Origin of the sequence: Ancylobacter sp. (assembly GCF_965229075.1) — a bacterium.
Lineage (GTDB): Bacteria > Pseudomonadota > Alphaproteobacteria > Rhizobiales > Xanthobacteraceae > Ancylobacter.
In genome coordinates, this window is record NZ_CBDDIO010000002.1 from 544,078 (window position 1) to 570,229 (window position 26,152).

Consider the following 26,152-nt stretch of genomic DNA (forward strand, 5'->3'; position numbering starts at 1 on the left):
GGTCAGAACAGCCGCTCGCCCACCCGCACGATATCGCCGGGCAGCACCATCGTCGTGGTGGTGACAGGATAGGAATAGTCCTGCGTCTGCCCCGCTCGGCGAATGGTGACCGTGGTGTCGTTCGCCCGGTAGGTGAAGCCGCCCGCCACGGCGACGGCGCTCATGATGTTCATGCCGTTGCGATAGGGATATTCGCCGGGCTTGGCGACCTCGCCGATGATGTAGAACGGCCGGTACTGCAGGACCTCGATATTGACCCGGGGATCGCGCATATAGCCGCCGGCCAGCTTCTGGGTGATAGCGGTCTCCAGCCCATGCGCCGTCTCGCCCTGCGCCTTGATGTTGCCGATCAACGGCACGGAGATGAAGCCGCCGGAATTCACCTCGAACTCGCCCGACAGCGTTGGCTCGTTGAACACGGTGAGGCGCAGCTTGTCGCCGGTGCCGAGGACATATTCGGTGGCGGTGGCGGCATCCGCCGCCGGCGGCGGCGCGCTCGGCGCCGTGGCGCAGGCCGCCAGCGCCAGGAACAGCGGCACGACAAGGAGCATAAGCCCTGTGCGGCTCATGCGCTTCCAACGACCCACGCTCATCGCGTTCTCGCACTCCGTCTTCGCGACCCGCCCCACCCTATCGTGTCCCGGCAAGGCGTTCGTCAATGAAGGACTTGATCCGGCTTTCGAACCGCTCGCGGCCGAAACCGGCGACATGGGTGCGGTAGTCCTCCGGCGCGCCATCCACCGCGCCCGCCTCGAAGCGCTGCACCGCCTCGATGATGGCGTCGGCGGTCTGCTGGTGGAACAGCAGGCCGGTCTTGCCGTCGATCACCGTCTCCGTGGCCCCGCCGCGCCCGAAGGCCAGCACCGGGCGCCCGCTCGCCATCGCTTCCAGGGGGACGATGCCGAAATCCTCGACGCCGGGAAACACCAGCGCCCGGCAGCGCGCCAGATGATGCGCCATCTCCCCGTCGCTGACCGGGCCGAGAAAGCGGATGGTGGGGCCTGCCCGGCGCTTCAGCGCCGCGTCGGCGCCCTCGCCGATGATGTCGAGCCGACGCCCCATGCGGGTGAAGGCCTCGACGGCCAGCTCGATCTTCTTATAGGGCGTGATCTGGCCGGCGCAGAGATAGGCCTCGCCAATGTCCTCCGCCGGAGCGAAGCGGGCGAGATCGACCGGCGGGTGGATGACCGTGGCCTCGCGCCGGTAGAACTTGGCGATGCGCTGCGCGACATAGGCGGAATTGGCGATGAAGGCGTCCACCCGCGCCGCCGTGGTCACGTCCCACTGGCGCAATCCCGGCCCGAACAGCGACATGGCCAGCCGGGTGACCGGGCCGGAGGCGGCGCGGTATTGCGGCTCCAGGTCCCAGAGATAGCGCAAAGGCGAGTGGCAATAGCAGACATGCAGACTGTCCGGGCGCGTCACCACGCCCTTGGCCGGGCCGGCCTCGCTGGATATCACCAGGTCGTAGCCGGTGAGGTCGAGGCTCTCCAGCGCATAGGGCATGAGCGGCAGCATCTTCTGATAGTGCCGCCGCCCGCCCATGTGCTGCAGGAAAGAGGTGGTGATGCGGTGCCGCCGCAGGGTTTCGGAAAGCTGAGCCGGCTCGGCAACCAGGGTGAAGATGTCGGCATCAGGGTAAAGGCGGCAGAAGGATTCCAGCACCTTCTCCCCGCCCCGCATCCCGACGAGCCAATAATGAACCAGGGCGACCTTCATTACATGTCGTCTTTCACACGGGGACGGTGTCGGGGCGATCGTCAGTTGAAGGCGCCGGCGGAATCGTTCTTCCAGCGTTGCAGCGCCAGGGGAAGCTGCCCGCGCCGTGCGAGGCCGTGCGCGTCCAGCCAGCCCGGCACCACATCGGTCGAGCGCACCAGCTTCATGACCCGCTCCGGGTGAATGCCGATGCCCGCGCCGGCCAGCGGCTTGAGGGCGCCCGCGGCGGCGAGCATCAGCGAACGGGGCATGGTCAGCGTCCTCGCCCGCGGAAAATGCTCGGCGCGAAAGGTCTCGACGATCGCCTCCAGCGTGTAGCGGTCGGGATAGCAGCCATTGAACAGCAGCACGCGCTCCTCCCGCGCGGCGGCGTGCAGCAGCGAATCCACGAGATCCTCGACATAGTAGCAGGCCTTGATCGTGTCGCGCCGCCCCGGATAGACAAACAGCCCGCGCCGCAGCAATCCGGCCAGGCGGGTGAAATTGCCCCCCTCGCCGGCACCGAAGACCACCGCCGGCCGGCAGATCACCAGCCGCCGCTCCGCCGCCTCCGCCTGCCAGGCACGGTGAACATCCTCCGCCATCGCCTTGGAGCGCCCATAGGCCGATTCAGGCGCGCGCCGCGAGTTTTCCGACTTCGTGTCCTCGCCGGGGCCATAGACGGAGATCGAACTGGTGAAGACGATGGTCCGCACCTTCTGGCGCCGGGCAAAGGCGCAGACTTCCAGCGCCCCGCTTATGTTGGTTTCGTAATATTCATGGTCGGCATGGCCCGGCGTGGTGTGAACCGCCGCGAGATTGAAGATCGTCGTCACGTCGCCGTCGACGGAGAAGGCGGCGAGATCACGGACATCGCCGGTCCGATAGTCGACGCCGGGAACCGGGAATTTCGGCGGGCGGATATCGACGCTGATCAGCTGCACGGGATGCGTCTGTGCCAGCCGCCGCAACAGGTGCGCGCCAATGAAGCCGGCCCCGCCGAAAACAATCGCCACTTCTCCTCGCGTCATGTCCTTCCCAGGCACCCATTCACCATCCAGGGACTATCGAATTAAAAACGTTCTAAAATTGTATCAGTACGCATTAACCGGTTTGCTTGACATAGCGTCGCTCCACAGGGGCAAATTGCACCCAAAATGTTGCACGCCGACAACTCTATCTGCTATGCAAATACCATAGCAATAGAAGCGGCATAAAGGCGGACGGGAGCGATCCCACGTCGACGGGGTCGGAGCGCACACCGGCTTGGTCCTGACGGCAAACGGGGGCGCGGGCGGCGCGCCGCCGTCTCCTTGTCATGGCGCACCGCGACACGGCACGTAACGGTTTCTTTGCCGGCTGATGAGCGGTGATCACCGCCCTATCACGGCAATCATTGCAAGGAAGGCAGCCGCATGGAGGTCCTCGGCGCTTATGGCGGCATCCGCGAGGCGGCCGCCAGCGTACCGCCGACGGAACCCGCGCCCGATCGGCTGACGCGTTACCGCGACTCTCTTCGCGTCTGCCTCACCCTCTCGCTCGCCGCCACCGACCTGCTCGCCCTCGCCGGCAGTTGCCTGGCTGGCGCGGCGCTGCGCCATGGCTCACCCTTTGACGGCAATTGGCAGATCTTCTTCTTTCTGGCTCCTACCTATCTTCTGGCGGCGGTGAGCCTGCGGGCCTATGCGATCGAGGCGGCGACCTCGCTCGGCCGGGCGCTCTCCGCCAGCTTCACGGCCCTGCTGATCACCGCCGGGCTGTTCCTCACCGCTCTTTTCGCGCTGAAGGTGGGCAGCCTGCTCTCGCGCCTGGAAATCGGCTACAGCTTTCTGCTGGCTTTCGCGCTGATCGGCATGGGCCGGCTGGTTGCCACCCTGCTGACGCGCAGCTGGCTTCTCCCCATCGTCGCGCCGCGCCTCGTCGTGCTCACCGACCGACGCGACACCGAGGCACCCGGCGGCGATGAGCTGACCACCTATGTGGAGGTGGGGGGCTCCGGCCTGACGCCGCGCCGCGACGATCCTGCCTTCTTCGCCGCTCTCAGCGAGACGATCGGTTATGCCGACCGGGTGATCCTGGCGTTTTCGGACGCACGGGAGCGGCTGGAATGGACCGAGGCGATGCGGCTGAGCGGTTTTGAGAGCGAGGTGGTGGTCGATCTCGGCCGGTTCGAGCCGCTGTCGCTGTCACGCTGGAACACCCAGACAACCCTGCTGGTGTCGCGCGGCCCGCTCTCGCTTACGGAGCGCCTGACCAAGCGGCTGTTCGATCTCGCCGTCACCCTGCCTCTCCTTCTGGCGGCGGCCCCGACCATTGTCGCCGCCGCCCTGCTGGTGAAGCTCGATAGCCCTGGGCCGGCCTTCTTCGTGCAGGAGCGGGTGGGGCGCAACAACCGTCCCTATCGCTGCTTCAAATTGCGGACGATGCGGCGCGAGGCAACCGACGCCACCGGACAGGTTTCCGCCGCGCGCAGCGACGGCCGCGTCACCCGCGTCGGGCGTTTCCTGCGGCGCACCAGCATCGATGAGCTGCCGCAGCTTCTCAACGTGCTGATCGGCAATATGAGTCTGGTCGGCCCGCGCCCGCATGCGCTGGGTTCGCGGGCTGAAGGCGCGCTGTTCTGGGAACTGGTTCCCGATTACTGGAGCCGCCATGCGGTGAAGCCGGGCCTGACCGGCCTCGCCCAGATCCGCGGCCTGCGCGGCGCCACGCAAAGCCGCCGGGACATCGAGGCCCGGGTGGCCGCGGACCTCGAATACATCAATAACTGGTCGCTCTGGATGGATGTTAAGGTGCTGCTGCTTACCGTCCGCGTCATCATCCACCGCAATGCCCATTGAGCCGATGCGCCCGCCTGTTCCGTTCCCGCCCGGCCGCCCCGCGATCCCCTCCAGCCGGGCGCGCGGGCCTCATGCCTCTTGATGTCGACTTCTCCCTCGCCTTCAACGACCGGACGGGGAAGCTGTTTCTCGGCCGGGAAATCATCGCCACGCTCGGCGCCCGCGTCGCCTCGGTGCGCTATGGCCGGCTGAAGCAGTTCCCCCGCAGCGATCTCGGCCGCCGCCTCGCCGGGCGGCTGACGCACTGGGAGACGATGGCGCGCGCCTTCGATCCCCGCCTTGCCGCGCCGCTGCCCCGGGTGCGGACACCGTATCCCACGCTCCATCTCGATCCGCTCAGCGTGCTGCGCCACCGGCTGCAGGAGCGGGACATCGTTCTGTGCCACGATGTCGGTCCGCTGACCCACCCCGACCAGTTCGCTCCCCGCGTCGACGAACTTTACGCCGGCGCCTATGCGGCGATCCGGGCGGCACGGCCGCATATGGTGTTCGTCAGCCGCACCTCGCAGCAGGCGTTCCACGCGCTTTTCGGCGAGGACTATCCCTCCTCCACCGTCATCTACATTCCCGTGCGGCAGGAAATGGCCGCGGCGTCGGCGTCACCCCCCGCCGATCACGGCACCCCGTTTCTGCTCACCGTCGGCAGCCTAGGCCGGCGCAAGAACCAGGCACTCTGCATCGAGGCTTTCGCCCGCAGCGGCCTCGCCGCCCAGGGCTGGCATTATGTGCTGGCCGGCGGGCACGAGCCCGGCGCGGATGAGGCCATTGCGCTCGGCATGAAGACCGAGGGCGTCATCCTGCGCGGCTATGCCGGCGAGCCCGAACTGCGCTGGCTCTATCGCCATGCCAGCGGCTTCGTGCTGATGAGCCGGCTGGAGGGCTTCGGCATGCCGGTGATCGAGGCGATCGAGCACGACCTGCCCTGTCTGGTGACGGAAAGCAGCGTTCTCGCCGAGGTCGGCGGCCCCTCGACGCTGCGCGCCGACGCCACGGATGTGGACGCGATCGCGGCGGGCATGCGCGCCCTGGCCCTGATGCCCGCGGCCGAACGGGCCGAACGTGCGGCCCGCAGCCGGACCCATCTCGCCCAGTTCGATCGCGAGCTCGTTCTCGGCCAATGGCGCCAGCTCGCCGACCGCCTCACCGGAGATGCGCCATGATCATCGACGAACCGATTTCCGCCCTGCCCCTTTTCAACAGCCGCAAGGGCCGACGCTGATGACGGCGAGCGGAGAACTTTCCGTCGGCATCGTCGTCGCCACCCTCGGGCGGGCGAGGAATGTGGAGACGCTGCTGGACCGCCTGGCGCTGCAGAGCCGGCTCCCGGCCTGCGTGCTGCTGTCGCTGGAGACGCCGGCCGACGCGCCGCCGGAGCGCCCTTACCCTTTCCCGCTGATCAGGATCTTCGGGCCGCGCGGCCTGTGCCAGCAGCGCAACCGCGGGATCGATGGGCTGCCGGCCGATATCGATATCGTGCTGTTCCTCGATGACGACTACGTTCCCTCGCGCCGACTGGTGGCCGGCGTGGCGCGCTTCTTCGCCACACATGGCGGCATAGACGGGGCGAGCGGCCGCCTGCTGGCGGATGGCATCAACGGCCCGGGCATCGCGCCCCGCACGGCGGTGGAACTGGTGGAGGCGGAGGATGCGCGGGGCGAGGAACCGGCGCTCAGCGTGTCGGCGCCGCATGCCGGCCTCTATGGCTGCAACATGGCGTACCGGCGCGCGTCGATCGGCGCCACGCGCTTCGACGAGAACCTGCCGCTTTATGCCTGGCAGGAGGATATCGATTTCGGCGGCCAGCTCGGTGGCCGGCTCGTCTATACCGATGCGTTCTATGGCGTGCATTGCGGCGAGAAGGCCGGACGGGAGCGCAATGGCCGGCGGCTGGGCTACAGCCAGATCGCCAATCCCTGGTATCTCTGGCGCAAGGGCTCCATGCCCACCCGCTTCGCCTATCGGCTGATGCTGCGCAGCCTGGTGGCCAATACGGCGCGGGTCCTGCGCCCGGAGCCGTGGATTGACCGAAAGGGGCGCTTGACGGGAAACTGGCTGGCGGTGCGTGATATTCTCATCGGAGGTGCCGATCCGCGCCGCATTCTGGAGCTGTAGGCATGGCCGGCAAGGCCCCGCTGTTCATCAACGGCAAGTTCATCTCTGCCGGGCCGACGGCGGTGCATCGGGTGGCGCTGGAGCTGGTGAAGGCCCTCGCGCCTCTTGTCTCCGACCGGGAACTCTGCCTGCTGGTGCCGCCGGGCCTTACGCAATTCGCCAACGATCCCGGTATCCCGGCCCGACCCGTGGGGGGGCTGAAAGGCACGGCGTGGGAACAGATTTCCCTCCCCTGGTATGCACGCGGGGGCGTCCTGCTGAACCTGTGCAACCGCTCGCCCCTCGTCCTGCGCAACGGCGTGACCCTGCTGCACGACGCCCAGGCCTTCACCGCGCCCCGGTCCTACGCTTTTTCGGGGAGGGTGGCAGGGCAATGGCAGGCCCGCGCCGCCGGCCGGCGGCAGCTGGGGCTGCTGACCGTGTCGGAATTCGCCAAATCCGAACTGGTCGGGCTCGGCCTCGCCCCGGCGGAGCGGGTGCATGTCATCCCCAATGGCGCCGACCATGTGCTGCGGGCGCCGCTGCAGACGGAGATTCTCGCCCGGCTCGGGCTGGCGCCGCGCGGCTATGCGCTCGCCCTCGCCAATCTGATGCCGCACAAGAATATTCCGCTGCTGGTCCGCGCCTTCGCCCGCCCGGCGCTGGCGGGGATGACCCTTGTGCTGGTGGGTGGCACCGGGCGCGCGGTCTTCGCCGCCGCCGGGGTGACGGCGGGCGCCAATGTCGTCTTCCCCGGCTATGTCAATGATGGCGAGATGCGCGCCTTGCAGGAAAACGCGCTGGCGGTGTGCACCCCTTCGCTCACCGAGGGCTTCGGCCTGCCGCCGGTGGAAGGGCTGATGCTGGGAACGCCGGCGGTGATCGCACCCTGCGGCGCCCTGCCGGAAGTGTGCGGCCCCGGCGCGCTGCAGGCGGACCCGCACGACCCCGCCGCCTGGGAAGCGGCGCTGCTGCGGCTGCGCGACGAGAGCGGCCTGCGCGACCACCTTGCCCGGGAAGGTCACGCCTTCGTCGCCCGCTTCACCTGGCAGGCCGCCGGCAGGCGGCTGCTTGAGGTGGTCGACACCGTAGCGCCAGGCTGAGCGGGAGGGCGCGTGGACATCTGCATCAATGGGCGCTTTCTCGCCGGCCCGCCGGCCGCGACCTATGCGGTGGCGGAGCGGCTGAGCCGCGCCCTTGCCGCGCTGGAAGCGTCGGGCGCCTATCCCGCGGATTGGCGGATGCGCGTGCTGGCGCCGCCCAATGCGCGCGCGCTCGATGTGGGACTGCCGGTCGAGCGGGTCGGCCGCCGGACGGGCAACCTTTGGGAGCAGATCGACCTGCCCCGGGCCGCCGGGGGCCGGCTGCTGATCAGCTTCGCCGCCCGCAGCCCGCTGCTGCTGCGCAACGGCCTGACCATGGTTCATGACGCGCAGGTTTTCACTACGCCGTCCTCCTATTCTCTGGCGTTCCGCGCCACCCTCAAGGCCAATATCCGTCTCGCCGGCCGGCGGCAGCTGGGGCTGCTGACCGTGTCGGAATTCGCCAAGGCGGAACTGGTCGGGCTCGGCCTCGCCCCGGCGGAGCGGGTGCATGTCATCCCCAACGGCGCCGACCATGTGCTGCGGGCACCGCCGCAGCCGGAGATTCTCGCCCGGCTCGGGCTGGCGCCGCGCGGCTATGCGCTCGCCCTCGCCAATCTCATGCCGCACAAGAACATCCCGCTGCTGGTCCGCGCCTTCGCCCGCCCGGCACTGGCGGGGATGACGCTGGTGCTGGTGGGCGGGACCGGGCGCGCGGCCTTCGCCGCCGCCGGGGTGACGGCGGGCGCCAATGTGGTCTTGCCCGGCTATGTCGGCGATGGCGAGATGCGCGCCTTGCAGGAAAACGCGCTGGCGGTCTGCACCCCCTCGCTCACCGAGGGGTTCGGCCTGCCACCGGTGGAAGGGCTGATGCTGGGAACGCCGGCGGTGATCGCACCCTGCGGCGCCCTGCCGGAAGTGTGCGGCCCCGGCGCGCTGCAGGCGGACCCGCACGACCCCGCCGCCTGGGAGGCGGCGCTGCTGCGGCTGCGCGACGACAACGGCCTGCGCGAACACCTTGCCCGGGACGGCCAGGCCTTCGTCGCCCGCTTCACCTGGAAGGCCGCCGCAAAGCGTCTGCTTTCCGTCCTCGACGCCGTCGCCTCCAAACACGGCAGGAGCCGGCCGTGAACGGGCTGGCCCTCGCCGGCTTCTGGGCGCTCGCGGTGTGGGGGCTGTTCTCGCGCCGCCAGCTCTTGCTGTGGCTGTTCTTCGCCATGCTGCCTTTCGGCATGTTCGCCGTCATCCCGACACAGCTCACCGGTGGCCTTTCGATTCTGGCGGCGCCTGTTGCGGGCGCGCTGTTCGCGCTGCGGCAGTTCCTGCTCCGCCGGCACGGCATTGCCGACCTGCTGACCCTGGCCCTGCGCGGGCCCGGAATCCTGCTGACGCTGTTCTGGACGGTGGCGCTGCTGGTGACGCTGTTCGCCCCGCGCCTCCTCGCCGGGCAGGTCGCCGTGGTGCCGATGGCGGAAGCCTTTCTCGGAATCGCCCTGCTGCGCCCGACCCTGCAGAACGTGTCGCAGATCGGCTATCTCACGCTCTCCGTGCTGCTGGTTTTCGCTTTCGCCCGGTTCTTCAGCATCCCGCGCCACCAGGGGCTGATCCTGCGCGGGCTGATGGTCAGCGCGGTTGTCACCATCGTCACCGGCGCCCTCAGCTATCTCTCCGCCACAATCCCGCTCGACCCGGTTCTCGCTCCGTTCAAGACCGCCGGCTACGCCTTGCTGGACAAGGTCAGCATCGGCGACGGCGTCCCGCGCATCACCGGCCTGATGCCCGAAGCCTCCGCCTATGGCGCGCTGGCGCTGAGCCTGCTGGCCTGCCTGTATTTCCTGCGCGGCATCGTCGACGACCGAACGCAGTCGCTCCGTCTCAATGCGTTGATCATTGCCCTGGCGGTCCTGGTGGTCGCCTCCACCTCGTCGGCGGGCTATGTGGGTCTCGGTGTCCTCGCCCTGCTTATCGGCCTCGACTGGTTCACCCGCGCCTTCCGGATCAACCGCCCGCGCTTCTCCCAGAGCGGCGTGCGCGAGGATTTTTTCCTCGCACTCGCCATCATCGGCTTCGCCGCGGCGGCGGTCATGATCACACCCGGCGTCTTCGAGCCGGTCATGGAGCGGCTCGATGAGGTGGTGTTCAGCAAGACCCAGACCGATTCCTATGTGGAGCGCAGCACCTGGACGACGCGCTCGCTGCAGGCCGGTTTGGACAGCTATCTCATCGGGGTCGGCCTCGGCTCGACGCGCGCGTCCAACTTCGCCGTGGTGCTGTTCGCCAGCACCGGCCTCGCCGGCTTCATTCTCTATTTCGGCTTCGTGGCGCGCCTGCTGCTGAGCCCCGGGCCCCGGGGCGAGCCGCAGTTGCACGGCCTGTCGAGCGCGCTCAAATGGTCGTTCTTTCCCGCTTTCGCCGTGAGCCTTTTGATCGGAACCACCCCGGATTTCGGCGCTTTCGAGGCGCTGCGGTTCGGGGCGCTGATCGCCCTCACCGAGGCCGGACGGCGGGCCTCGCTCGCCGAGCCGTCCCGCTACGCCGCGTAGAGCGCACGCGGTCGCCGGGTTCAGCCGACGGGTGGAGAGGCGGTGAAGCCTGGATTGTACATGATGCAGTCGATTTCCACGAGACTGGGGAAATGACCGTAATTGTTGGGAACGAAGGCGCTCAGCCTGAAGCCCAGAGATTCGTAGAAGCGGATCGCCTCGTCATAGGGCGTAGCCGAATCATAGATCTTGATGACGGACAGTTCGCTTTGCAGACCGACGAACGCCCGCATGATGTCGGCGGCGCCCGCGACGACCTTCACATCGCCACCCTGCGTATCGAGCTTGAGGAAAGGCCGCGTGAAGCCGAACCTCTCGCGATACATCCGGTAGTAGTTCGTCAGCAGGTCGACTTTGACCGTGACGGTGCGCACGACCCTGTTGGTTTCCTGGAAGAGATCGACGCCGCTATGGTCGGGAGACGCGAGCGAACTGAACTGGTGGGACGCCATGATGTTGAAGCGGTCGACGCCCACATGGTCCGCCAGCGCCACCTCCTCGACCTGCCACAGCGGGTCGCCCTTCGCCAGCGCACGCACATGGTCGGCGCATTCGGGAATGGGCTCGAAGGACACGATGAGCCCCTCATAGCCGACCTGCTGGCGCAGCATGGTCGCGTATTGGCCCCTATTGGCACCAACATCGAAAATGCAGTCGATGGCGAAATGCTCGATGAACCGCCGCAGATGCATGCGCTCGGGAAGGGCGTGCAACTCGCTGTCGCGGATCAGCAGGAGCTTTGAGCGGGAGCCGCGCTCGACCAGCTGGGAAAGACCGGCCACCGCCGACCGCATGAGCCGCTTCATCTACCCACCGTTCGCCCACACTCAGCCGCGCCACGGCGATGGCCGCCACAGGCCCGGCAAGACTGGCGCAGCGCGAACGGGGACGCAATCCACCTTCCGCCGCCTGACAGGGCGTTTCCCCTATGACGCCGCCTCCTCGGCCGCCCGGGTACGTTCGAGGAAATCGATCAGCGAGACGCAGGCACCGAGAATATGCTGGCGGGTGAGTTCGGCCGCCTCCTCGGCATCGCGGCGGATGCAGGCGAGCAGGATGCCCTCATGTTCGCGGCGGGCGCGGGCCATGCCGTCGGTAAGCACCAGCTGGGCGCGCAGATAGCGGTCGACGCGGTCAAGCGCGGCGCTGATGGTCTGCAGGTAGTAGGGCCGGCCGGACGCCTCGTAGAGACTGTAGTGGAAGCTGCGGTTGAGCTCGCCCCAGTGCGAGGAATCGGTCTCGGTAGCGAAGGCATGGGCGAAACGCTTGGCCGCCTCCAGCGCCTCGTCCGACATGCGCTCCACCGAATAGCGCAGCACCTCGGGCTCCAGCAGGGCGCGGAACTGGAAGATCTCGCGTATCTCGTCGGTGGACAGAGTGGTGACGACGGCACCGCGATAACGCTGGGTGGAGACCAGCCCCTGCTCCTCCAGCCGGGTCAGCGCCTCGCGGACGGGAATGCGGCTGACATTGAACATGCGGGCGATATGGTCCTGCCGCAGGGTCTGGCCCTCGGCGATGTCGCCCTTGGCGATCGCCTGACGCAGCGCGTCGAAAATGACATCCGAGGCGGATGCCATCTGCGCGATGTCCGTCGCCTTCACCTTCACCTGCCTGCCTCCCGAAACCCGGCGCCGATTCAGCCGAAATCCGGCTTTCGGCAGCGTGCCGCTTTGTCGTCCGCGATTCTACCTGATGTGCACAGGTAAAATTCGCACCGCGACCTCAAAATGGATATTGCAACTTGGATCCAAAAATTGGAAGCTCCTTTCCGTCGCCGGCCTGGACACCGCAAAGGCGCCGCCGGCCATCAACAATGAAGACAGCTTCCTCCAGAGGAGAGCCATTATGGCTAAGGGATTCGGCATTCTGGCCGCGGCGGCGCTGACGCTCGCCGCCGCTCTGCCCGCGCAGGCGGACAAGCTCGACGACATCATCGCTTCCGGCACGCTGCGCTGCGCGGTGGTGCTGGACTTCCCGCCCATGGGCTCGCGCGATGCCAGCAACAACCCGATCGGCTTCGACGTCGATTACTGCAACGATCTCGCCAAGGCGCTGGGCGTGAAGGCGGAGATCGTCGAGACCCCCTTCCCCGACCGTATCCCGGCGCTGATCTCCGGCCGCGTCGATGTCGGCGTCGCCTCGACCTCCGACACGCTGGAACGCGCCAAGACGGCCGGCTTCACCATCCCCTATTTCGCCTTCAAGATGGTCGTGCTCACCAAGGACGGCCTCGGCATCAAGGATTACGACAGCCTGAAGGGCAAGAAGACCGGTTCGGTCGCCGGCACCTTCGAAGCGCTGGCGCTTGAGAAGGACGTGAAGGCGTGGGGCGCGGGGACGACGTTCCGTGGCTACCAGACGCAGGCGGATGTGTTCCTCGCCCTCGCCCAGGGCCAGATCGACGCCACCGTCGTCACCTCCACCGTCGCCGCCGCGATCGTGAAGGAAGGCAAGTATAAGGGCCTGATGATGGGCGGCGATGCCCCCTACGACATCGACTATGTCGCCCTCATCGCCCTGCGCAACGAGCAGGGCCTCCTCAACTACCTGAACCTGTTCATCAACCAGCAAGTCCGCACCGGCCGCTACAAGGCTCTCTACGACAAGTGGATCGGCCTCGGTGCCGCCCCCGACCTGACGGTGCCCGGCGTCTATCGCTGAGCGCCCGCCCAACGCGTCATCCCGGACGGCCGGCAGGCCGATCCGGGATCGTCCGCAGGCTCTGCGCGCGATCCCGGCTCCGCACTCCGCCGCCGGGATGACGGATGGCCATCCCCCTTGCAGTTTCCGACCGAGCCGGACTGGCGCGACCCATGAACTACACTTTCCACTGGCTGCCGGCGTTCCGCGCCCTGCCCGACATGCTGTGGGGCGCGCTGGTCACGCTGGAGATCGCCGTGCTCTCCATGCTGCTCGGGGTCGCCTTCGCGATCCTGCTCGCGCTCGCCGCCGCCTCGCCCTACCGGGCGCTGCGGGCGGTGGCGGCAGGCTGGATCGAGCTCGCCCGCAACACACCGGCGCTGTTCCAGATTTACATGGCCTATTTCGGCCTCGGCTCGCTCGGCATCCATCTCGACAGTTTCGTCGCCCTGCTCGCCGGCATCACCTTCAACAATGCCGGCTATCTCGCCGAGACCTTCCGCGGCGGCCTGCGCGCCGTGCCGCCGACGCAAGTGCGCGCCGCCCGCTCGCTCGGCATGGGGCAGGTGCAGGCCTTCCGTCTGGTGGTGATGCCGCAGATGTTCCGCATCGTCTTCTATCCCCTCACCAACCAGATGGTGTGGGCGATCCTGATGACCTCGCTCGGCGTCATTGTCGGCCTCAACAACGATCTCACCGGCGTCACCCAGGACCTGAATGTGCGCTCCTTCCGCACCTTCGAATATTTCGCGCTCGCCGCCGTGATCTATTATCTGCTCGCCAAATTCGTCACCCTCTCCGCGCGCCTGATGGCGTGGCGGCTGTTCCGCTACTGAGAGGGGCGCGCGCCATGTTCTCCTCGCTGTTCGAGACCAGCTTCTCCTTCAACGACCTGCTGTTCATGCTCAAGGGCGCCGGCGTCACGCTGATGCTCACCTTCTGGGCGGTGCTCGGCGGCACGCTGCTCGGCGTCGTCTTCGGCGTCATCCGCGCCATCGCGCCCTGGTGGGTCAACGCCCCGCTCGGCGCCATTCTCGACGTGTTCCGCTCCATCCCGCTGCTGATCCAGTTGGTGGTGGCAAATTCCTTCAAGACGATCATCGGCTTGCACTGGGCGCCGTTCACGGTCGGCTGCGTCGTGCTGGCGCTGTACATGTCGGCCTATTGCACCGAGATCGTCCGCTCCGGCTTCCTCGCCGTGCCCACCACCACGCGCCGCGCCGCCCGCTCGCTGGGGCTCTCCTGGCGGCAGGATCTGACCGAGATCGTCTTTCCCATCGCGCTGCGCGTCGCGCTGCCGAGCTGGATCGGCCTGACGCTCGGCGTGATGAAGGACACCGCCATGGTGTGGTGGATCGGCGTCGTCGAATTGCTGCGCTCCTCGCAGGTCATCGTCACCCGCATCCAGGAGCCGCTCTTCGTGCTCTCCATCGCCGGGCTGATCTATTTCCTGATGAGCTTCCCCATCGCCCGCCTCGGTGCCCGCCTCGAAAAGCGCTGGCGCGAGAACGACTGAGACGCTGAGGTTTTTGTATGTCGATCGAAATACAGGACGTTCACAAATCCTTCGGCTCGCTCGAAGTGGTCAAGGGCGTGACCATGACCGTCGAGAAGGGCGAGGTCGTCTCCGTCATTGGCGGGTCCGGCTCGGGCAAGTCCACCTTGCTCATGTGCATCAACGGGCTTGAGCCGATCAATTCCGGCCGCATCCTCGTCGACGGCACGGATGTGCATGCGCGCGGCACCGATCTCAACAAGCTGCGCCGCAAGATCGGCATCGTGTTCCAGCAGTGGAACGCGTTCCCGCACCTCACCGTGCTGGAGAACGTGATGCTGGCGCCGCGCAAGGTGCTCGGCAAGTCGAAGGCCGAGGCGGAAGCCATCGCGGTGGACAAGCTCGCCCGCGTCGGCCTGTCGGAAAAGCTGAAGGTCTATCCCTCACGGCTCTCCGGCGGCCAGCAGCAGCGCATGGCGATTGCCCGTGCGCTTGCCATGTCGCCCGACTACATGCTGTTCGACGAAGTCACCTCGGCGCTCGACCCGCAGCTCGTCGGCGAGGTGCTCGACACGATGCGCTCGCTCTCCGCCGACGGGATGACCATGATCTGCGTCACCCACGAGATCGCCTTCGCCCGCGAGGTCTCCGACCGCGTCGCCTTCTTCCACAAGGGCAAGATCCACGAGATCGGCCCGCCCGCCCAGGTCATCGGAAATCCGCAAAAGCCGGAAACCATCGATTTCCTCAAATCCGTCCTCTGATCCCTTCGCGCATTCGCACGAGACTTAAGGAGCATTCCCATGTGGCAGGGCGTCTATCCCGCCGTTACCGCCAAGTTCAACGAAGACGACACGCTCGATCACAAGGAGATGGAGCGCAGCTTCGGCCTGCAGATCGACGCCGGCGTCGACGGCATCATCGTCAACGGCTCGCTCGGCGAAGGCCCGATGCTCTCGCATGACGAGCGCCTCGCCGTGCTGAAGACCGCCAAGGCGGTGGCCGGCAAGCGCCCGGTGCTGATGACCATCGCCGATTCCGCCACCCGCGATTGCGCGAGCCTCGCCAAGCGCGCCGCCCAGGCCGGCGCCGACGGGCTGATGGTGGTGCCGAGCCTTGTCTACCACACCAACCCGAAGGAGACGGTGGCCACCCTCTCCGCGGTGGCGCAGGCGGCCGACCTGCCGGTCATGATCTATTCCAACCGCGTCGCCTACCGCGTCGACGTGACCGTCGAGATCATGGCCGAACTCGCCAAGGACAAGCGCTTCGTCGCGGTGAAGGAATCCTCGGACGACATCCGCCGCACCGTCGAGCTGCAGAACGCCTTCGGCGACCGCTACGACATCTTCACCGGCGTCGACAATCTCGCCTATGAGGCGCTGGCGCTCGGCGCGGTGGGCTGGGTCGCCGGCCTCGTCGTCGCCTTCCCCGAGGAGACGGTCGCGATCTACCGGCTGATGAAGGCCAAGCGCTATGACGAGGCGCTGGCGATCTACCGCTGGTTCCGCCCGCTGCTCGATCTCGACGTGTCGACCTATCTCGTCCAGAACCTCAAGCTGGTCGAAGCCATGGTCACCGGCACCACCGAGCGCGTGCGCGCGCCGCGCCTGCCGCTGGAAGGCGAGCAGCGCGCCAAGGTGGAGAAGATCGTGCGCGAGGCCCTCGCCACCCGCCCGACCCTCGCCAAGGCGGCGTGAGGGCGGCAAACCGCGTGCCTCAGGCGTACGGCGCCCTGGCCACCGGCCTCGCAGCGCCGTCATGCTGAGGTGCGCGCAGCGCGCCTCGAAGGATGGGCTTCCGGCCCGCCCGGCACGCATCCTTCGAGGCCCGGCTCACGCCGGGCACCTCAGGATGACGCCGATTGGTGTTCCTCACCTTCCCATCCCCCGCTGACATGGCGGGGGATGCCCCCTCCCACGAGGTCGGTCAAAAACGTGCCCTCAGCCTCCCCCCAGAACGACATCGTCATCATCGGCGCCGGCATTGTCGGCCTCTCCGCCGCGTTCCATCTGCTGGCCGAGGGGCACCGGGTGCGTCTGGTCGAGCGCGGCGGCGTCGCGGAAGGGGCGAGCTATGGCAATGCCGGCGCGCTGGCCTTTACCGACATTCTCCCCCTCGCCTCGCCCGGCATGCTGCGCAAGGCGCCGAAATGGCTGCTCGACCCGCTGGGCCCGCTGACCATTCCCCCGCGCTATCTCGCGCCGATCACGCCGTGGCTGATGCGCTTCTGGCGCGCCAGCCTGCCCGACCGCTACCAGGCCTCGATCGCGGCGCAGAGCAACCTCATGCGCTTTGCCGCCACCGCCATGCAGGCGCTGGTGACCCAGGCCGGCCTTGCCGAGCATCTGCGTTCCGATGGCAACCTCCAGCTCTATGAGAGCGAGGCCGAGCTTGCCGCCGCGATGCCGGGCTGGGAGGCGCGGGCGCGCGAGGGCATCGCCTTCGAGCATGTGCGCGGCGCGCGGCTGGCGGAACTTCAGCCCGGCCTGTCGCCGCGCTTCACGGTCGGCACCTTCACCCCGCATTGGCAGACGGTGAGCGACCCCTATCATTTCGCGCTCGCCTTGTTCCGCATGGTGATGGCGCGCGGCGCGGGGCTCGTGCATGGCGAGGTGGCCGGCATCACGGCGACGGCGGAGGGCGTCGAGCTGCGCCTCGCCGACGGCAAGGTGCTCAAAGCTGGCCGGGCGGTGGTCGCGGGCGGCGCCTGGTCGCGCCCGCTGGCGAAATCGCTCGGCGATTCCGTGCCGCTGGAGACCGAGCGCGGCTACAACACCACCTTGCCCCCGGGCGCTTTCGATCTGCGGCGCCAACTCACCTTTGGCGGCCACGGCTTCGTGGTCACGCCGCTCTCCACGGGCATCCGCGTCGGCGGCGCGGTGGAACTCGGCGGGCTGAAGGCGCCGCCGAACTTCAAGCGCTCGGAGGCGATGCTGACCAAGGCGGCGCGCTTCCTCCCCGGCCTGCGCACCGAGGGCGGCAAGCAATGGATGGGCTTCCGCCCCTCCCTGCCGGATTCGCTGCCCGTGATCGGCCCCGCCACCGCTTCGCCGCGCGTGCTCTATGCCTTCGGCCACGGCCATCTCGGCCTGACCCAGAGTGCGGCGACGGGCAAACTGGTGGCCGATCTCGCCGCTGGGCGCCGCCCGTCCATCCCGCTCGAACCTTTCCGTCCCGACCGCTTCTGACGAGTATTTCCCATGGCGCGACACAGCTTCTTCTGCATAGACGGCCACACCTGCGGCAACCCCGTGCGGCTGGTGGCCGGCGGCGGGCCGAACCTCGTCGGCGAGACCATGATCGAGAAGCGCGCGCATTTCCTGCGCGAGTTCGACTGGATCCGCACCGGGCTGATGTTCGAGCCGCGCGGCCACGACATGATGTCCGGCTCGATCCTCTATCCCCCGACCCGGCCGGATTGCGATGTCGCCATCCTGTTCATCGAGACCTCCGGCTGCCTGCCCATGTGCGGCCACGGCACCATCGGCACGGTGACGATGGCGATCGAGCACGGGCTGGTGACGCCGAAGACGCCGGGCGTGCTGATGCTCGACACCCCCGCCGGCGTGGTGAAGGCAGAATACAAACAGGTCGGGCAATATGTGGAAGAGGTGCGCATCACCAATGTGCCGGCCTTCCTCTATGCGCGCGGGCTGACCGCCGAATGCCCCGGCCTTGGCGAGGTGACGGTGGATGTCGCCTATGGCGGCAATTTCTACGCCATCGTCGAGCCGCAGGCCGCTTTCCGCGACATGGCCGACTTCACCGCCGGCGAACTGGTGGGCATGAGCCCGGCGCTGCGCCGGGCGCTGAACGAGAAATACGAGTTCGTCCACCCGGAGAAGCCGGAAATTCGCGGCCTGTCGCACATTCTCTGGACCGGCGCCGCCCGCCACCCGGAAGCGCATGCGCGCAACGCGGTGTTCTATGGCGACAAGGCGATCGACCGCTCGCCCTGCGGCACCGGCACCTCGTCCCGCATGGCGCATCTCGCCGCGCTCGGCCAGCTGAAGGTGGGCGACGACTTCGTGCATGAGAGCATCATCGGCTCGCTGTTCAAGGGCCGGGTCGAGGCGGCGGTGAAGGTGGGTGAGCGCGACGCGATCATCCCCTCCATCGGCGGCTGGGCGCGGATGACCGGCTACAACACCATCTTCATCGACGACCGCGACCCCTTCGCGCACGGCTTCGTGGTGGTGTGAACAACGCCGGGCGCGACGTCATCCTGAGGTGCTCGGGCTTCGCCCGAGCCTCGAAGGAGGCTCAAGCAGGGCGCCATCTGTTTCAACATCCTTCGAGGCTCGCTGCGCTCGCACCTCAGGATGACGGCTGAACGCGGACCGCAACGGCAGACAACGGAAACCACGCCATGAAGATCACCGGCATCAAGGCTTACAAGGTCGGGCTCCCGCTGCGGGAAGGCCGCTACAACTGGTCGAACGGCAATTTCATCGAGGTGTTCGATTCCACCGTGGTGGCGGTGGAAACCGATGCCGGCATTACCGGCTATGCCGAATGCTGCCCGCTCGGCTCGGCATATCTTCCGGCCTATGCCCATGGCGTGCGCGCCGGGCTGGAGGAAATCGGCCCGAAGGTGATCGGCCTCGACCCCACTGACCTCAACGTGCTGAACCGGCACATGGACGCGGTGTTGCGCGGCCACCCCTATGTGAAGGCGCCGATCGACATCGCCTGCTGGGACATTCTCGGCAAGGTGGCCGGCCTGCCGGTCTACAAGCTGCTCGGCGGCGCCGCGCAGGAAAAGGTCGCGCTCTACCGCGCCATCTCGCAGGAGGCCCCTGACGTGATGGCGAAGAAGATCGCCGGCTACAAGGCCGAGGGCTACACCAAGTTCCAGCTGAAGGTCGGCGGCGATGCCGACCAGGACATCGACCGCATCCGCGCCACGCGCGACATTCTCGACGCCTCCGACATTCTCGTCGCCGACGCTAACACCGGCTGGACCCGGGCGGAAGCGGCGCGCATCTGCGCGGAAGTCGCGGACCTCGACGTTTATATCGAGCAGCCCTGCCCCACTTACGAGGAATGCCTCTCGGTGCGCGCCCGCACCGCCCGGCCCTTCGTGCTCGACGAGGTGATCGACGGCGTCGGCACGCTGATGAAGGGGCTGGCGGACGATGCGATGGACATCATCAACCTCAAGATTTCCAAGGTCGGCGGTCTGACCAAGGCGCGGCTGATGCGCGACATCTGCGTCGCCTCCGGCACGCCGATGACCATCGAGGACACCTGGGGCGGCGACATCGTCACCGCCACCATCGCCCATCTCGCCCGCTCGACACCGGAGGAGTTCACCTTCTCCGCCACCGACTTCAACAGCTATGGCACGGTGGACATCGCCAGCGGCGCGCCCAAGCGCGAGAACGGCTTCATGACCGCCTCCGACGCGCCGGGGCTCGGCATCACCCCGCTGTTCGATGTGCTCGGCGACCCGGTGGTGGTGATCGGCTGAGAACTTTCACTCCCTCTCCCCGTCGGGGAGAGGGTCGGGGTGAGGGGTCTTCGACGCGCCGCAATGGCAGCCCCCCTCACCGACCCGCTTCGCGGGCCACCTCTCCCCGTCGGGGAGAGGGTCAAGGCGCCGCACGTAAACGCGAGGCCCCCATGCGCTCTTCCAAGGTCATCCACATTGTCGGCTGCCATGCCGAGGGCGAAGTCGGCGATGTGATCGTCGGCGGTGTCGCGCCCCCTCCCGGCGACACGGTGTGGGCGCAGTCGCGCTTCCTCGCCTCCGACAACACCCTGCGCAACTTCGTGCTGCAGGAACCGCGCGGCGGGGTGTTCCGCCATGTGAACCTCCTGGTGCCACCGAAGGACCCGAAGGCGGCGGCCGCCTTCATCATCATGGAGCCGGAAGACACGCCGCCCATGTCCGGCTCCAACTCGATCTGCGTTTCCACCGTGCTGCTCGACACCGGCCTCGTGCCGATGACCGAGCCGGAGACGCATATGGTGCTGGAGGCCCCCGGCGGGCTGATTGAGGTCACGGCCTATTGCCGCCATGGCAAGGCTGAGCGGATCAAGGTGCGCAACCACCCCTCCTTCGCTGACAAGCTTGACGCCAAGCTGGAAGTGGAGGGGCTCGGCACGCTTACCGTCGACACTGCCTATGGCGGCGACAGCTTCGTCATCGTCGACGCCCATGCGCTCGGCTTTGCGATCCGCCCGGACGAGGCGAAGGACCTCGCCGAAACCGGCATGCGCATCGTCAAGGCGGCGAACCGCCAGCTCGGGTTCCAGCACCCCGAGAATGCCGACTGGAACCACATTTCCTTCTGCCAGTTCGCCGCGCCCGTGGTGGAGGTGGACGGGGTGAAGACGGGCGCCAATGCGGTGGCCATCCGCCCCGGCAAGATCGACCGCTCGCCCACCGGCACCGGCTGCTCCGCCCGCATGGCGGTGCTGCACGCCAAGGGCCAGCTGAAAGTGGGCGAGACCTTCATCGGCCGCTCGATCATCGATTCCCGCTTCGTGTGCCGGATCGAGGGCGAAACGACGCTCGGCGGGCGACCGGCGATCCTGCCCTCGATCATGGGCCGGGCCTGGGTGACGCACACCGCGCAGCTGATGGTCGACCCCGAAGACCCATGGCCGACCGGCTACCGGCTCTCCGACACGTGGCCGGTGTGGAAGCAGGACTGACGTTGGCCTTCCGGCCGGTGTGGAAGCGGGACAGATAAGGCTTCATCCTCACGCCGTCATCCTGAGGTGCTCGGGCATCGCCCCAGCCTCGAAGGAGGCTCACGCAGGGCACCCTCGGCTTCAGCATCCTTCGAGGCTCGCTATCGCGAGCACCTCAGGATGACGTTGCGAGCCCCCAAAAAGAGGCGCCCCGCGAGGCGCCTCTTTCATTTCAATCTGGCAATCAGCGTTCAGCCCAGCGTGGCGCCGATCTTGCGCAGTTCGGGCAGGATCGGCGCCTTGGGCGTCCAGATCTTGTCGTATTCGGCGATGATCGGCGCCGCATCGGCGGTTGGCGGCACGACGATCTTGATGCCGGTGCCCTCGAAATCCTTGATGAGCTTGGGCGCGTTGGCGACGGTCTGGTCGACCTGCACCGCCAGCGCTTCCTTGGTCGCGGCGGTGATCAGCGCGCGGTCCTCGCTGGACAGCGTCTGCCACGCCTTGCCCGAGGCCAGCGCGATGAAGGGCATGAACACCGCGTCCATGCGCATCAGCACCTTCGACACCTTGTCGAAACGCTGGTTCCAGGAGAAGTCGAGATCGGCCTCCAGCCCGTCCACCTGCCCGTTGGCCATGGCGTCATAGACCTGCGGCGTCGGGATCGGGGTCGGGGCGGCGCCGAGCAGCGAGTAGAAGTCGCGGAAGGCCGGCGTGGTGTTGATGCGCAGCTTCATGCCGTTGAGCCCGGCAATGCCGTCGATCTGCTTGGCCGAGAACACCACGCGGATCGAGGTGATGCCCCAGCCGAGGCCGAGCGTGCCGGTTTCCTTCGGCAGCGGCTCCAGCATCTGCATGGCGATGGGCTGGCGCACCAGCTTGGCGGCGGCCTCGGTGGAGCGGATCACGTAAGGCGCAAGGATGGCGGCGACGTTCGGCACCCGGTTGCCGACCTCGGCCGCCTGCAGGAAGGCCATGTCGAGCGCGCCGGTCTGCAGCTGCTGCATCATCGCGCCCTCATTGCCGAGCTGGCCGGCATGGAACACGGTCATGGTCAGCTTGCCGCCGGTCTTCTCCTTCAGAACCTCGGCGACCTTGAGCGCGGCGTTGTTCCAGGGGTGGCCGGGCGGGGTGATGATGCCGAGGCGCAGATCGCGCGTCTGGGCGCGCAGCACGCCGGGGGCGGCGAGCGGCAGGGTAGCGCCGGCAGCGGCGGCGAGCAGGGTACGGCGGGAGATCATCGGGGCGGTCCTTTCGGCTGGAAGGGTTCAGCGGACGAGGGCGGTGGAGAGGCCGGGGAAGATCGAGAGCAGCACCAGCAGCAGGCAGGCGGCGAAGAAGAACGGCAGGGTGACGATGAACATCTTGCCGGGCTTGGCGCCCGTTACCGCCGCCGCCACGAAGAAGCACAGGCCCACCGGCGGCGAGAGGAAACCGAGCACGAGATTGACCACCGCCACCACGCCGAACTGCACCGGGTCGATGTGATACACCTCGGTGGCGATCGGCAGCAGGATCGGCACGGTCATGATCAGCCCCGGCGCGCCGTCGATCACCGTGCCGATGACCAGCAGGATGACATTGACCAGCAGCATGAAGCTGACCGGGCCGGTGGCGATGGACTGGATCCACAGCGCCACTTCCTGCGGCACCTTGGCGAAGACCAGGACCCAGGACAGCACGCCGGCCGCGGCCACGAGAAACAGCACGATGCCGGAATAGACGCCCGCCCGCACCAGCATGCGCGGCAGCTGCGACAGCGACAGTTCGCGCGTCCAGAACCGCCCCACCAGCACGGAGGCCAGTGCGCCGACGGCGGCGGATTCGGTGGGGTTGGCGAGGCCGGTGAGGATGGAGCCGACGATGACGATGGGGATCAGCAGCGTCGGCGCGCAGGCCACCACGGTGGCGACGCGCTCGCGCAGGGTGAAGCTCTCCCCGCGCGGGTAGTTGTAGACATAGCCCATGACGGCGATGACAACGCAGAACATCGCGGTGAGCACGATGCCGGGGATCAGCCCCGCCACCAGCATGGTGCCGACCGGCACCTGCGCCAGCACCGAATACATGACGAACATGATCGAGGGCGGAATGATCGGCCCCAGCATGCCGGCATAGGCGGTGAGGCCGGCGGCGAAGGTCTTGTCGTAGCCCTTCGCCTCCATCTCCGGCACCATGATCTGCGCCATGATCGCGACCTGCGCCGTCGCCGAGCCGAGGATCGAGGAGACGAACATGTTGGCCAGCATGTTCACATAGGCGAGGCCACCACGCAGCGAGCCGACAAAGGCCATGGTCATGGAGATGATCTGGCGGGTGATGCCGCCGCCATTCATGATCTCGCCGATGAGAATGAACAACGGGATGGCGATCAGCCCGTAATTGTCGACCGAGCCGAACATCTGCATCGGGAAGCTCTGATAGAGCACCGGATTGCCGGAGGCCTGGATGAAGACGACGCCGGTAAGGCAGATGGCGATGCCGATCGGCACGCCGATCAGCAGGAAGGCGAGGAAGGCGGCGCCGGTGAGCATCAGGCGACCTCCTCGGCATTGCTGAGGCCGATACCGCTGCGGTCCGGCGGGCTGGCGAAGCCGAGATCTTCCAGCAGATTGGCCGCGCTATGCACCATGAGGGTGAGCGCGAAGAGCGGCATCACGAGATAGACGACCCAGCTCGGCCAGTTCAGCGTCTGGGTGCGCTCCGTATAGAGGAAGTTGAACGTCGCCCCGCCATATTCGCGCGCATCGAAGCCGGCCGAGGCAATGCCGACCGGGTCCATCCACAGCCAGCACATCACCGCCAGCGCCACGCCGAAGCCGAGAATGCAGAGCGTGGCGACGACCCGCATCGTCTTCACCGCCGCAGGAGGCAGGCGCTCCGTCAGAATGGTCATCGAGAAATCGAGCCGCAGCCGCGACATGGCGGAAGCGCCGAGAAAGGTGAGCCAGACGGTGGTGAAGATGGCGGATTCGTCGATCCAGTAGAGCGGAACGTGGCTGTAGCGGGTGACGACGTTGAGCAGGATCAGCCCGGTGAGCAGCGCCATCAGGCTGCCAATGGCGAAGCGCTCCATGACCAGAAGGGCTTCCGACGCTGCGGTGACGGCACGAAAGGGCCGACCACCGGCAGCAAAGCCGTTGGTGTGCGTCATATACCCGTTCCCCTCTTTTTTGTGATCGTAGATTTTATAAATTATATCCGTCAATATGTTTGGGTGATTATTCGCGGCGCGGCCGAAGGTAAATGAACCCGCTTCTCAAGCATCGAACCCTGTCGGCGGCGATCCTCGATCAGCTGCGCCGCGCCATATTGGACGGCACCTATCCCGCCGGCGCCCAGCTGCGGCAGGACGCGTTGGCCGCCACCTTCAATGTGAGCCGCATTCCCATTCGCGAGGCGCTGTTCCAGCTCGATGCGGAAGGGCTGGTGCGGATCGTGCCGCAGAAGGGCGCGATCGTTTCCGAACTCTCGGCCGATGAGATCAACGACGTGTTCGGCCTGCGCATGCTGCTGGAACCCCGCCTGCTCGCCCGCTCCATCCCTCATCTCGCCACTGCGGACTTCGCCCGCTTCGACGACATGCAGCAGCAGATGGTCGCGGCTACCGCAGCGCAGGATCTCAGCCGCTGGGGCCAGCTGAACGCGGAATTTCACATGGCGCTCTACGGCCATGCCGGCCAGCCGCGCTCCCTTTCCATTGTCCACTCGCTGCTGCAGTCGAGCGACCGCTACACGCGGGTGCAACTCAGCGACACCGCGGGGTCCGGCATGGCCGGCATGCAGCGCGCGTTCGAGGAACATGCCACGCTGATCGACCTCAGCCGCGCGGGCGAGACGGCGCGCGCCTGCGCCTTCCTGGAAGAGCACATCCGCACGGTGCATGACGACCTGCTGCGGGCGCTGGAGCGTGGCGCACGGGAAGCGGCCGGTCTCCCGGAAACGGGAGCCGTCTCATGAACGCGCCGGGCACGGGAAACGCGCTGGTCACGCTGAGCCTTGCCGAAATCCATGCGCTCACCCGCGACACGCTGCGGGCGGCGGGGCTGGGGGACGCGCATGCGGAAGCGATTGCCCGCTCCATCACCCGCGCCCAGGCGGATGATTGCCATTCGCACGGGCTCTACCGGCTGCTCGGCTATGTCGACAGCGTGCGCAGCGGCAAGGCGGAGCGCGAGGCACTGCCCGTGCTCACCCGCACGACGCCGGTCATTCTCAACGTCGACGCGCGGCGCGGCTTCGCCCCGCTCGCCATCGAAGCCGGCGTGCCGGCGCTGATCGAGGCGGCGAAGACCTATGGCATCGCCGCGCTGGCGATCCATGACTGCTATCATTTCTCCGCGCTGTGGGCGGATATCGAGCCCGCCGTGGAGGCCGGGCTCGCCGCCTGGTGCTTCACCGTCGGCCAAAGCTGCGTCGCGCCGGCGGGCGGCACCGCGCCCTTGCTGGGCACCAACCCCATCGCCTTCGGCTGGCCCGGGCCGGCGGGGCGGCCGTTCATTTTCGACTTCGCCACCAGTGCCGCCGCGCGCGGCGAGGTGGAACTGAAGCGCCGCGCGGGCGAGACCCTGCCCGAAGGCTGGGCAGTGGGCCCGGATGGCGACCCGACCACCGACCCCGCCGCTGCGCTCAAAGGCGCACTGCTCCCCTTCGGCGGACACAAGGGCTCGGCCCTCTCGCTCATGGTGGAACTCATCGCCGGCCCGCTGATCGGCGATCTCACCAGCCGCCAGGCCAAGGCGGTGGAGAATGGCGATTCCGGCCCGCCGCTCGGCGGGGAGCTGTTCATCGCCATGGACCCCGCTGTCTTCGGCCGCGACACGCTGAGCCAGCGCCTCGCTGACGCCGACGCGCTTTTCGCCCTCGCCAAGGCCCAGCCGGGGGTCCGGCTGCCGGCGGAACGCCGCTACGCCGCCCGCGCCCGCAGCCGTGAGGGCGTGCAGATTCCGTCACGTCTTCTCGCCGAAATCCACGCCCTGATACACGGCAACACCGAGGAAGAGCGCACGAGCAGCTAGCGAACGGACGGGGCCCCGGTTTATCTGGGATCGGTTATCTCAGGGCGGGTGCCGCGCCGATTGCGGGCCGAAGACGGGCGGAGCGGCATGCAGCAGC

General features: G+C 67.5%; 25 protein-coding genes. 17 read left to right on the forward strand and 8 right to left on the reverse strand.

Going from position 1 to position 26,152, the window contains the following annotated elements:
• Positions 1–2 precede the first annotated feature (2 nt).
• From ACO07Z_RS08610 to ACO07Z_RS08620, 3 genes are read right to left on the reverse strand one after another with little or no spacing between them, the layout of a single operon-like run.
• Positions 3–593, reverse strand: a complete 591-nt coding sequence (locus ACO07Z_RS08610; RefSeq protein ID WP_421698338.1) for a polysaccharide biosynthesis/export family protein — start codon at positions 591–593, stop codon at positions 3–5.
• 37 nt (positions 594–630) lie between these two features.
• Positions 631–1,719, reverse strand: coding sequence for a glycosyltransferase (locus ACO07Z_RS08615; protein ID WP_421698339.1), 1,089 nt, complete (start codon positions 1,717–1,719; stop codon positions 631–633).
• Positions 1,720–1,760: 41 nt separating this feature from the next.
• Positions 1,761–2,714, reverse strand: a complete 954-nt coding sequence (locus ACO07Z_RS08620; RefSeq protein ID WP_421698340.1) for an NAD-dependent epimerase/dehydratase family protein — start codon at positions 2,712–2,714, stop codon at positions 1,761–1,763.
• A gap of 399 nt (positions 2,715–3,113) precedes the next feature.
• Here ACO07Z_RS08620 and ACO07Z_RS08625 point away from each other — a divergent pair, with 399 nt between their 5' ends.
• From ACO07Z_RS08625 to ACO07Z_RS08650, 6 genes are all read left to right on the forward strand, one after another.
• The gene (locus ACO07Z_RS08625) at positions 3,114–4,538 is read left to right on the forward strand and encodes an exopolysaccharide biosynthesis polyprenyl glycosylphosphotransferase (protein ID WP_421698341.1); all 1,425 of its coding nucleotides are present in this window, start codon (positions 3,114–3,116) and stop codon (positions 4,536–4,538) included.
• Between the two features lie 71 nt (positions 4,539–4,609).
• Positions 4,610–5,698 (forward strand): glycosyltransferase, encoded by a 1,089-nt coding sequence (locus ACO07Z_RS08630; protein ID WP_421698342.1) that lies wholly within the window; start codon positions 4,610–4,612, stop codon positions 5,696–5,698.
• A 58-nt stretch (positions 5,699–5,756) separates the two neighbouring features.
• A complete protein-coding gene (locus ACO07Z_RS08635; protein WP_421698343.1) occupies positions 5,757–6,650 on the forward strand; it encodes a glycosyltransferase family 2 protein in 894 nt (297 codons plus the stop codon).
• Positions 6,651–6,652: 2 nt separating this feature from the next.
• Positions 6,653–7,732 (forward strand): glycosyltransferase family 4 protein, encoded by a 1,080-nt coding sequence (locus ACO07Z_RS08640; RefSeq protein WP_421698344.1) that lies wholly within the window; start codon positions 6,653–6,655, stop codon positions 7,730–7,732.
• Positions 7,733–7,744: 12 nt separating this feature from the next.
• The gene (locus tag ACO07Z_RS08645; RefSeq protein WP_421698345.1) at positions 7,745–8,842 is read left to right on the forward strand and encodes a glycosyltransferase family 4 protein; all 1,098 of its coding nucleotides are present in this window, start codon (positions 7,745–7,747) and stop codon (positions 8,840–8,842) included.
• A complete protein-coding gene (locus ACO07Z_RS08650; protein ID WP_421698346.1) occupies positions 8,839–10,254 on the forward strand; it encodes a hypothetical protein in 1,416 nt (471 codons plus the stop codon). The genes ACO07Z_RS08645 and ACO07Z_RS08650 overlap by 4 nt, the downstream gene beginning before the upstream one ends.
• Positions 10,255–10,274: 20 nt before the next feature.
• Here ACO07Z_RS08650 and ACO07Z_RS08655 read toward each other — a convergent pair whose 3' ends face one another.
• Positions 10,275–11,060, reverse strand: a complete 786-nt coding sequence (locus ACO07Z_RS08655) for an FkbM family methyltransferase (RefSeq protein WP_421698347.1) — start codon at positions 11,058–11,060, stop codon at positions 10,275–10,277.
• Between the two features lie 120 nt (positions 11,061–11,180).
• A complete protein-coding gene (locus ACO07Z_RS08660; protein ID WP_421698348.1) occupies positions 11,181–11,864 on the reverse strand; it encodes a GntR family transcriptional regulator in 684 nt (227 codons plus the stop codon).
• Positions 11,865–12,102: 238 nt separating this feature from the next.
• Here ACO07Z_RS08660 and ACO07Z_RS08665 point away from each other — a divergent pair, with 238 nt between their 5' ends.
• The 9 genes from ACO07Z_RS08665 to ACO07Z_RS08705 all read left to right on the forward strand — a co-directional run bounded on the left by ACO07Z_RS08665 (position 12,103) and on the right by ACO07Z_RS08705 (position 21,058).
• Positions 12,103–12,918 (forward strand): transporter substrate-binding domain-containing protein, encoded by an 816-nt coding sequence (locus ACO07Z_RS08665; protein ID WP_421698349.1) that lies wholly within the window; start codon positions 12,103–12,105, stop codon positions 12,916–12,918.
• 152 nt (positions 12,919–13,070) lie between these two features.
• Positions 13,071–13,733 carry an amino acid ABC transporter permease gene (locus ACO07Z_RS08670; RefSeq protein WP_421698350.1) on the forward strand — a complete coding sequence of 221 codons (663 nt, stop codon included), beginning with the start codon at positions 13,071–13,073 and terminating at the stop codon, positions 13,731–13,733.
• Between the two features lie 26 nt (positions 13,734–13,759).
• Positions 13,760–14,413, forward strand: a complete 654-nt coding sequence (locus tag ACO07Z_RS08675) for an amino acid ABC transporter permease (RefSeq protein WP_421700780.1) — start codon at positions 13,760–13,762, stop codon at positions 14,411–14,413.
• A 17-nt stretch (positions 14,414–14,430) separates the two neighbouring features.
• Positions 14,431–15,156 carry an amino acid ABC transporter ATP-binding protein gene (locus ACO07Z_RS08680; protein ID WP_421698351.1) on the forward strand — a complete coding sequence of 242 codons (726 nt, stop codon included), beginning with the start codon at positions 14,431–14,433 and terminating at the stop codon, positions 15,154–15,156.
• A 39-nt stretch (positions 15,157–15,195) separates the two neighbouring features.
• Positions 15,196–16,092, forward strand: coding sequence for a dihydrodipicolinate synthase family protein (locus ACO07Z_RS08685; RefSeq protein ID WP_421698352.1), 897 nt, complete (start codon positions 15,196–15,198; stop codon positions 16,090–16,092).
• Between the two features lie 207 nt (positions 16,093–16,299).
• On the forward strand, positions 16,300–17,583 hold the full coding sequence (locus ACO07Z_RS08690; RefSeq protein ID WP_421698353.1) for an NAD(P)/FAD-dependent oxidoreductase: 1,284 nt from the start codon (positions 16,300–16,302) through the stop codon (positions 17,581–17,583).
• Between the two features lie 12 nt (positions 17,584–17,595).
• Positions 17,596–18,597, forward strand: a complete 1,002-nt coding sequence (locus tag ACO07Z_RS08695) for a 4-hydroxyproline epimerase (RefSeq protein ID WP_421698354.1) — start codon at positions 17,596–17,598, stop codon at positions 18,595–18,597.
• A 167-nt stretch (positions 18,598–18,764) separates the two neighbouring features.
• Positions 18,765–19,868 (forward strand): cis-3-hydroxy-L-proline dehydratase, encoded by a 1,104-nt coding sequence (locus ACO07Z_RS08700; RefSeq protein WP_421698355.1) that lies wholly within the window; start codon positions 18,765–18,767, stop codon positions 19,866–19,868.
• Between the two features lie 152 nt (positions 19,869–20,020).
• Complete coding sequence (locus ACO07Z_RS08705) at positions 20,021–21,058, forward strand: trans-3-hydroxy-L-proline dehydratase (protein ID WP_421698356.1); 1,038 nt, start codon at positions 20,021–20,023, stop codon at positions 21,056–21,058.
• 230 nt (positions 21,059–21,288) lie between these two features.
• On the opposite strand, the gene ACO07Z_RS08710 is transcribed toward ACO07Z_RS08705, so the two are convergent.
• The 3 genes from ACO07Z_RS08710 to ACO07Z_RS08720 are packed head-to-tail and all read right to left on the reverse strand — an operon-like array spanning position 21,289 to position 24,191.
• Positions 21,289–22,278, reverse strand: a complete 990-nt coding sequence (locus tag ACO07Z_RS08710; RefSeq protein ID WP_421698357.1) for a TRAP transporter substrate-binding protein — start codon at positions 22,276–22,278, stop codon at positions 21,289–21,291.
• Between the two features lie 27 nt (positions 22,279–22,305).
• A complete protein-coding gene (locus tag ACO07Z_RS08715; RefSeq protein WP_421698358.1) occupies positions 22,306–23,571 on the reverse strand; it encodes a TRAP transporter large permease in 1,266 nt (421 codons plus the stop codon).
• Entirely contained in the window at positions 23,571–24,191 is a 621-nt protein-coding gene (locus tag ACO07Z_RS08720; RefSeq protein ID WP_421698359.1) for a TRAP transporter small permease, read from the reverse strand. Before ACO07Z_RS08720 ends, ACO07Z_RS08715 begins: the two co-directional genes overlap by 1 nt.
• A 92-nt stretch (positions 24,192–24,283) precedes the next feature.
• On the opposite strand from ACO07Z_RS08720, the gene ACO07Z_RS08725 reads away from it, so the two are divergent.
• On the forward strand, positions 24,284–24,997 hold the full coding sequence (locus tag ACO07Z_RS08725) for a GntR family transcriptional regulator (protein WP_421698360.1): 714 nt from the start codon (positions 24,284–24,286) through the stop codon (positions 24,995–24,997).
• Positions 24,994–26,055 carry an Ldh family oxidoreductase gene (locus tag ACO07Z_RS08730; protein ID WP_421698361.1) on the forward strand — a complete coding sequence of 354 codons (1,062 nt, stop codon included), beginning with the start codon at positions 24,994–24,996 and terminating at the stop codon, positions 26,053–26,055. The genes ACO07Z_RS08725 and ACO07Z_RS08730 overlap by 4 nt, the downstream gene beginning before the upstream one ends.
• Positions 26,056–26,152: the final 97 nt, after the last annotated feature.

What these genes read in the sequence shown, in the direction of transcription:
- ACO07Z_RS08610 (WP_421698338.1), bottom strand. Translation starts at nt 593, where the DNA reads ATGAGCGTGGGTCGTTGGAAGCGCATGAGCCGCACAGGGCTTATGCTC.
- ACO07Z_RS08615 (WP_421698339.1), bottom strand. Translation starts at nt 1,719, where the DNA reads ATGAAGGTCGCCCTGGTTCATTATTGGCTCGTCGGGATGCGGGGCGGG.
- ACO07Z_RS08625 (WP_421698341.1), top strand. Translation starts at nt 3,114, where the DNA reads ATGGAGGTCCTCGGCGCTTATGGCGGCATCCGCGAGGCGGCCGCCAGC.
- ACO07Z_RS08630 (WP_421698342.1), top strand. Translation starts at nt 4,610, where the DNA reads ATGCCTCTTGATGTCGACTTCTCCCTCGCCTTCAACGACCGGACGGGG.
- ACO07Z_RS08635 (WP_421698343.1), top strand. Translation starts at nt 5,757, where the DNA reads ATGACGGCGAGCGGAGAACTTTCCGTCGGCATCGTCGTCGCCACCCTC.
- ACO07Z_RS08640 (WP_421698344.1), top strand. Translation starts at nt 6,653, where the DNA reads ATGGCCGGCAAGGCCCCGCTGTTCATCAACGGCAAGTTCATCTCTGCC.
- ACO07Z_RS08655 (WP_421698347.1), bottom strand. Translation starts at nt 11,060, where the DNA reads ATGAAGCGGCTCATGCGGTCGGCGGTGGCCGGTCTTTCCCAGCTGGTC.
- ACO07Z_RS08665 (WP_421698349.1), top strand. Translation starts at nt 12,103, where the DNA reads ATGGCTAAGGGATTCGGCATTCTGGCCGCGGCGGCGCTGACGCTCGCC.
- ACO07Z_RS08670 (WP_421698350.1), top strand. Translation starts at nt 13,071, where the DNA reads ATGAACTACACTTTCCACTGGCTGCCGGCGTTCCGCGCCCTGCCCGAC.
- ACO07Z_RS08680 (WP_421698351.1), top strand. Translation starts at nt 14,431, where the DNA reads ATGTCGATCGAAATACAGGACGTTCACAAATCCTTCGGCTCGCTCGAA.
- ACO07Z_RS08685 (WP_421698352.1), top strand. Translation starts at nt 15,196, where the DNA reads ATGTGGCAGGGCGTCTATCCCGCCGTTACCGCCAAGTTCAACGAAGAC.
- ACO07Z_RS08690 (WP_421698353.1), top strand. Translation starts at nt 16,300, where the DNA reads ATGCCCCCTCCCACGAGGTCGGTCAAAAACGTGCCCTCAGCCTCCCCC.
- ACO07Z_RS08695 (WP_421698354.1), top strand. Translation starts at nt 17,596, where the DNA reads ATGGCGCGACACAGCTTCTTCTGCATAGACGGCCACACCTGCGGCAAC.
- ACO07Z_RS08700 (WP_421698355.1), top strand. Translation starts at nt 18,765, where the DNA reads ATGAAGATCACCGGCATCAAGGCTTACAAGGTCGGGCTCCCGCTGCGG.
- ACO07Z_RS08705 (WP_421698356.1), top strand. Translation starts at nt 20,021, where the DNA reads ATGCGCTCTTCCAAGGTCATCCACATTGTCGGCTGCCATGCCGAGGGC.
- ACO07Z_RS08710 (WP_421698357.1), bottom strand. Translation starts at nt 22,278, where the DNA reads ATGATCTCCCGCCGTACCCTGCTCGCCGCCGCTGCCGGCGCTACCCTG.
- ACO07Z_RS08715 (WP_421698358.1), bottom strand. Translation starts at nt 23,571, where the DNA reads ATGCTCACCGGCGCCGCCTTCCTCGCCTTCCTGCTGATCGGCGTGCCG.
- ACO07Z_RS08720 (WP_421698359.1), bottom strand. Translation starts at nt 24,191, where the DNA reads ATGACGCACACCAACGGCTTTGCTGCCGGTGGTCGGCCCTTTCGTGCC.
- ACO07Z_RS08725 (WP_421698360.1), top strand. Translation starts at nt 24,284, where the DNA reads ATGAACCCGCTTCTCAAGCATCGAACCCTGTCGGCGGCGATCCTCGAT.
- ACO07Z_RS08730 (WP_421698361.1), top strand. Translation starts at nt 24,994, where the DNA reads ATGAACGCGCCGGGCACGGGAAACGCGCTGGTCACGCTGAGCCTTGCC.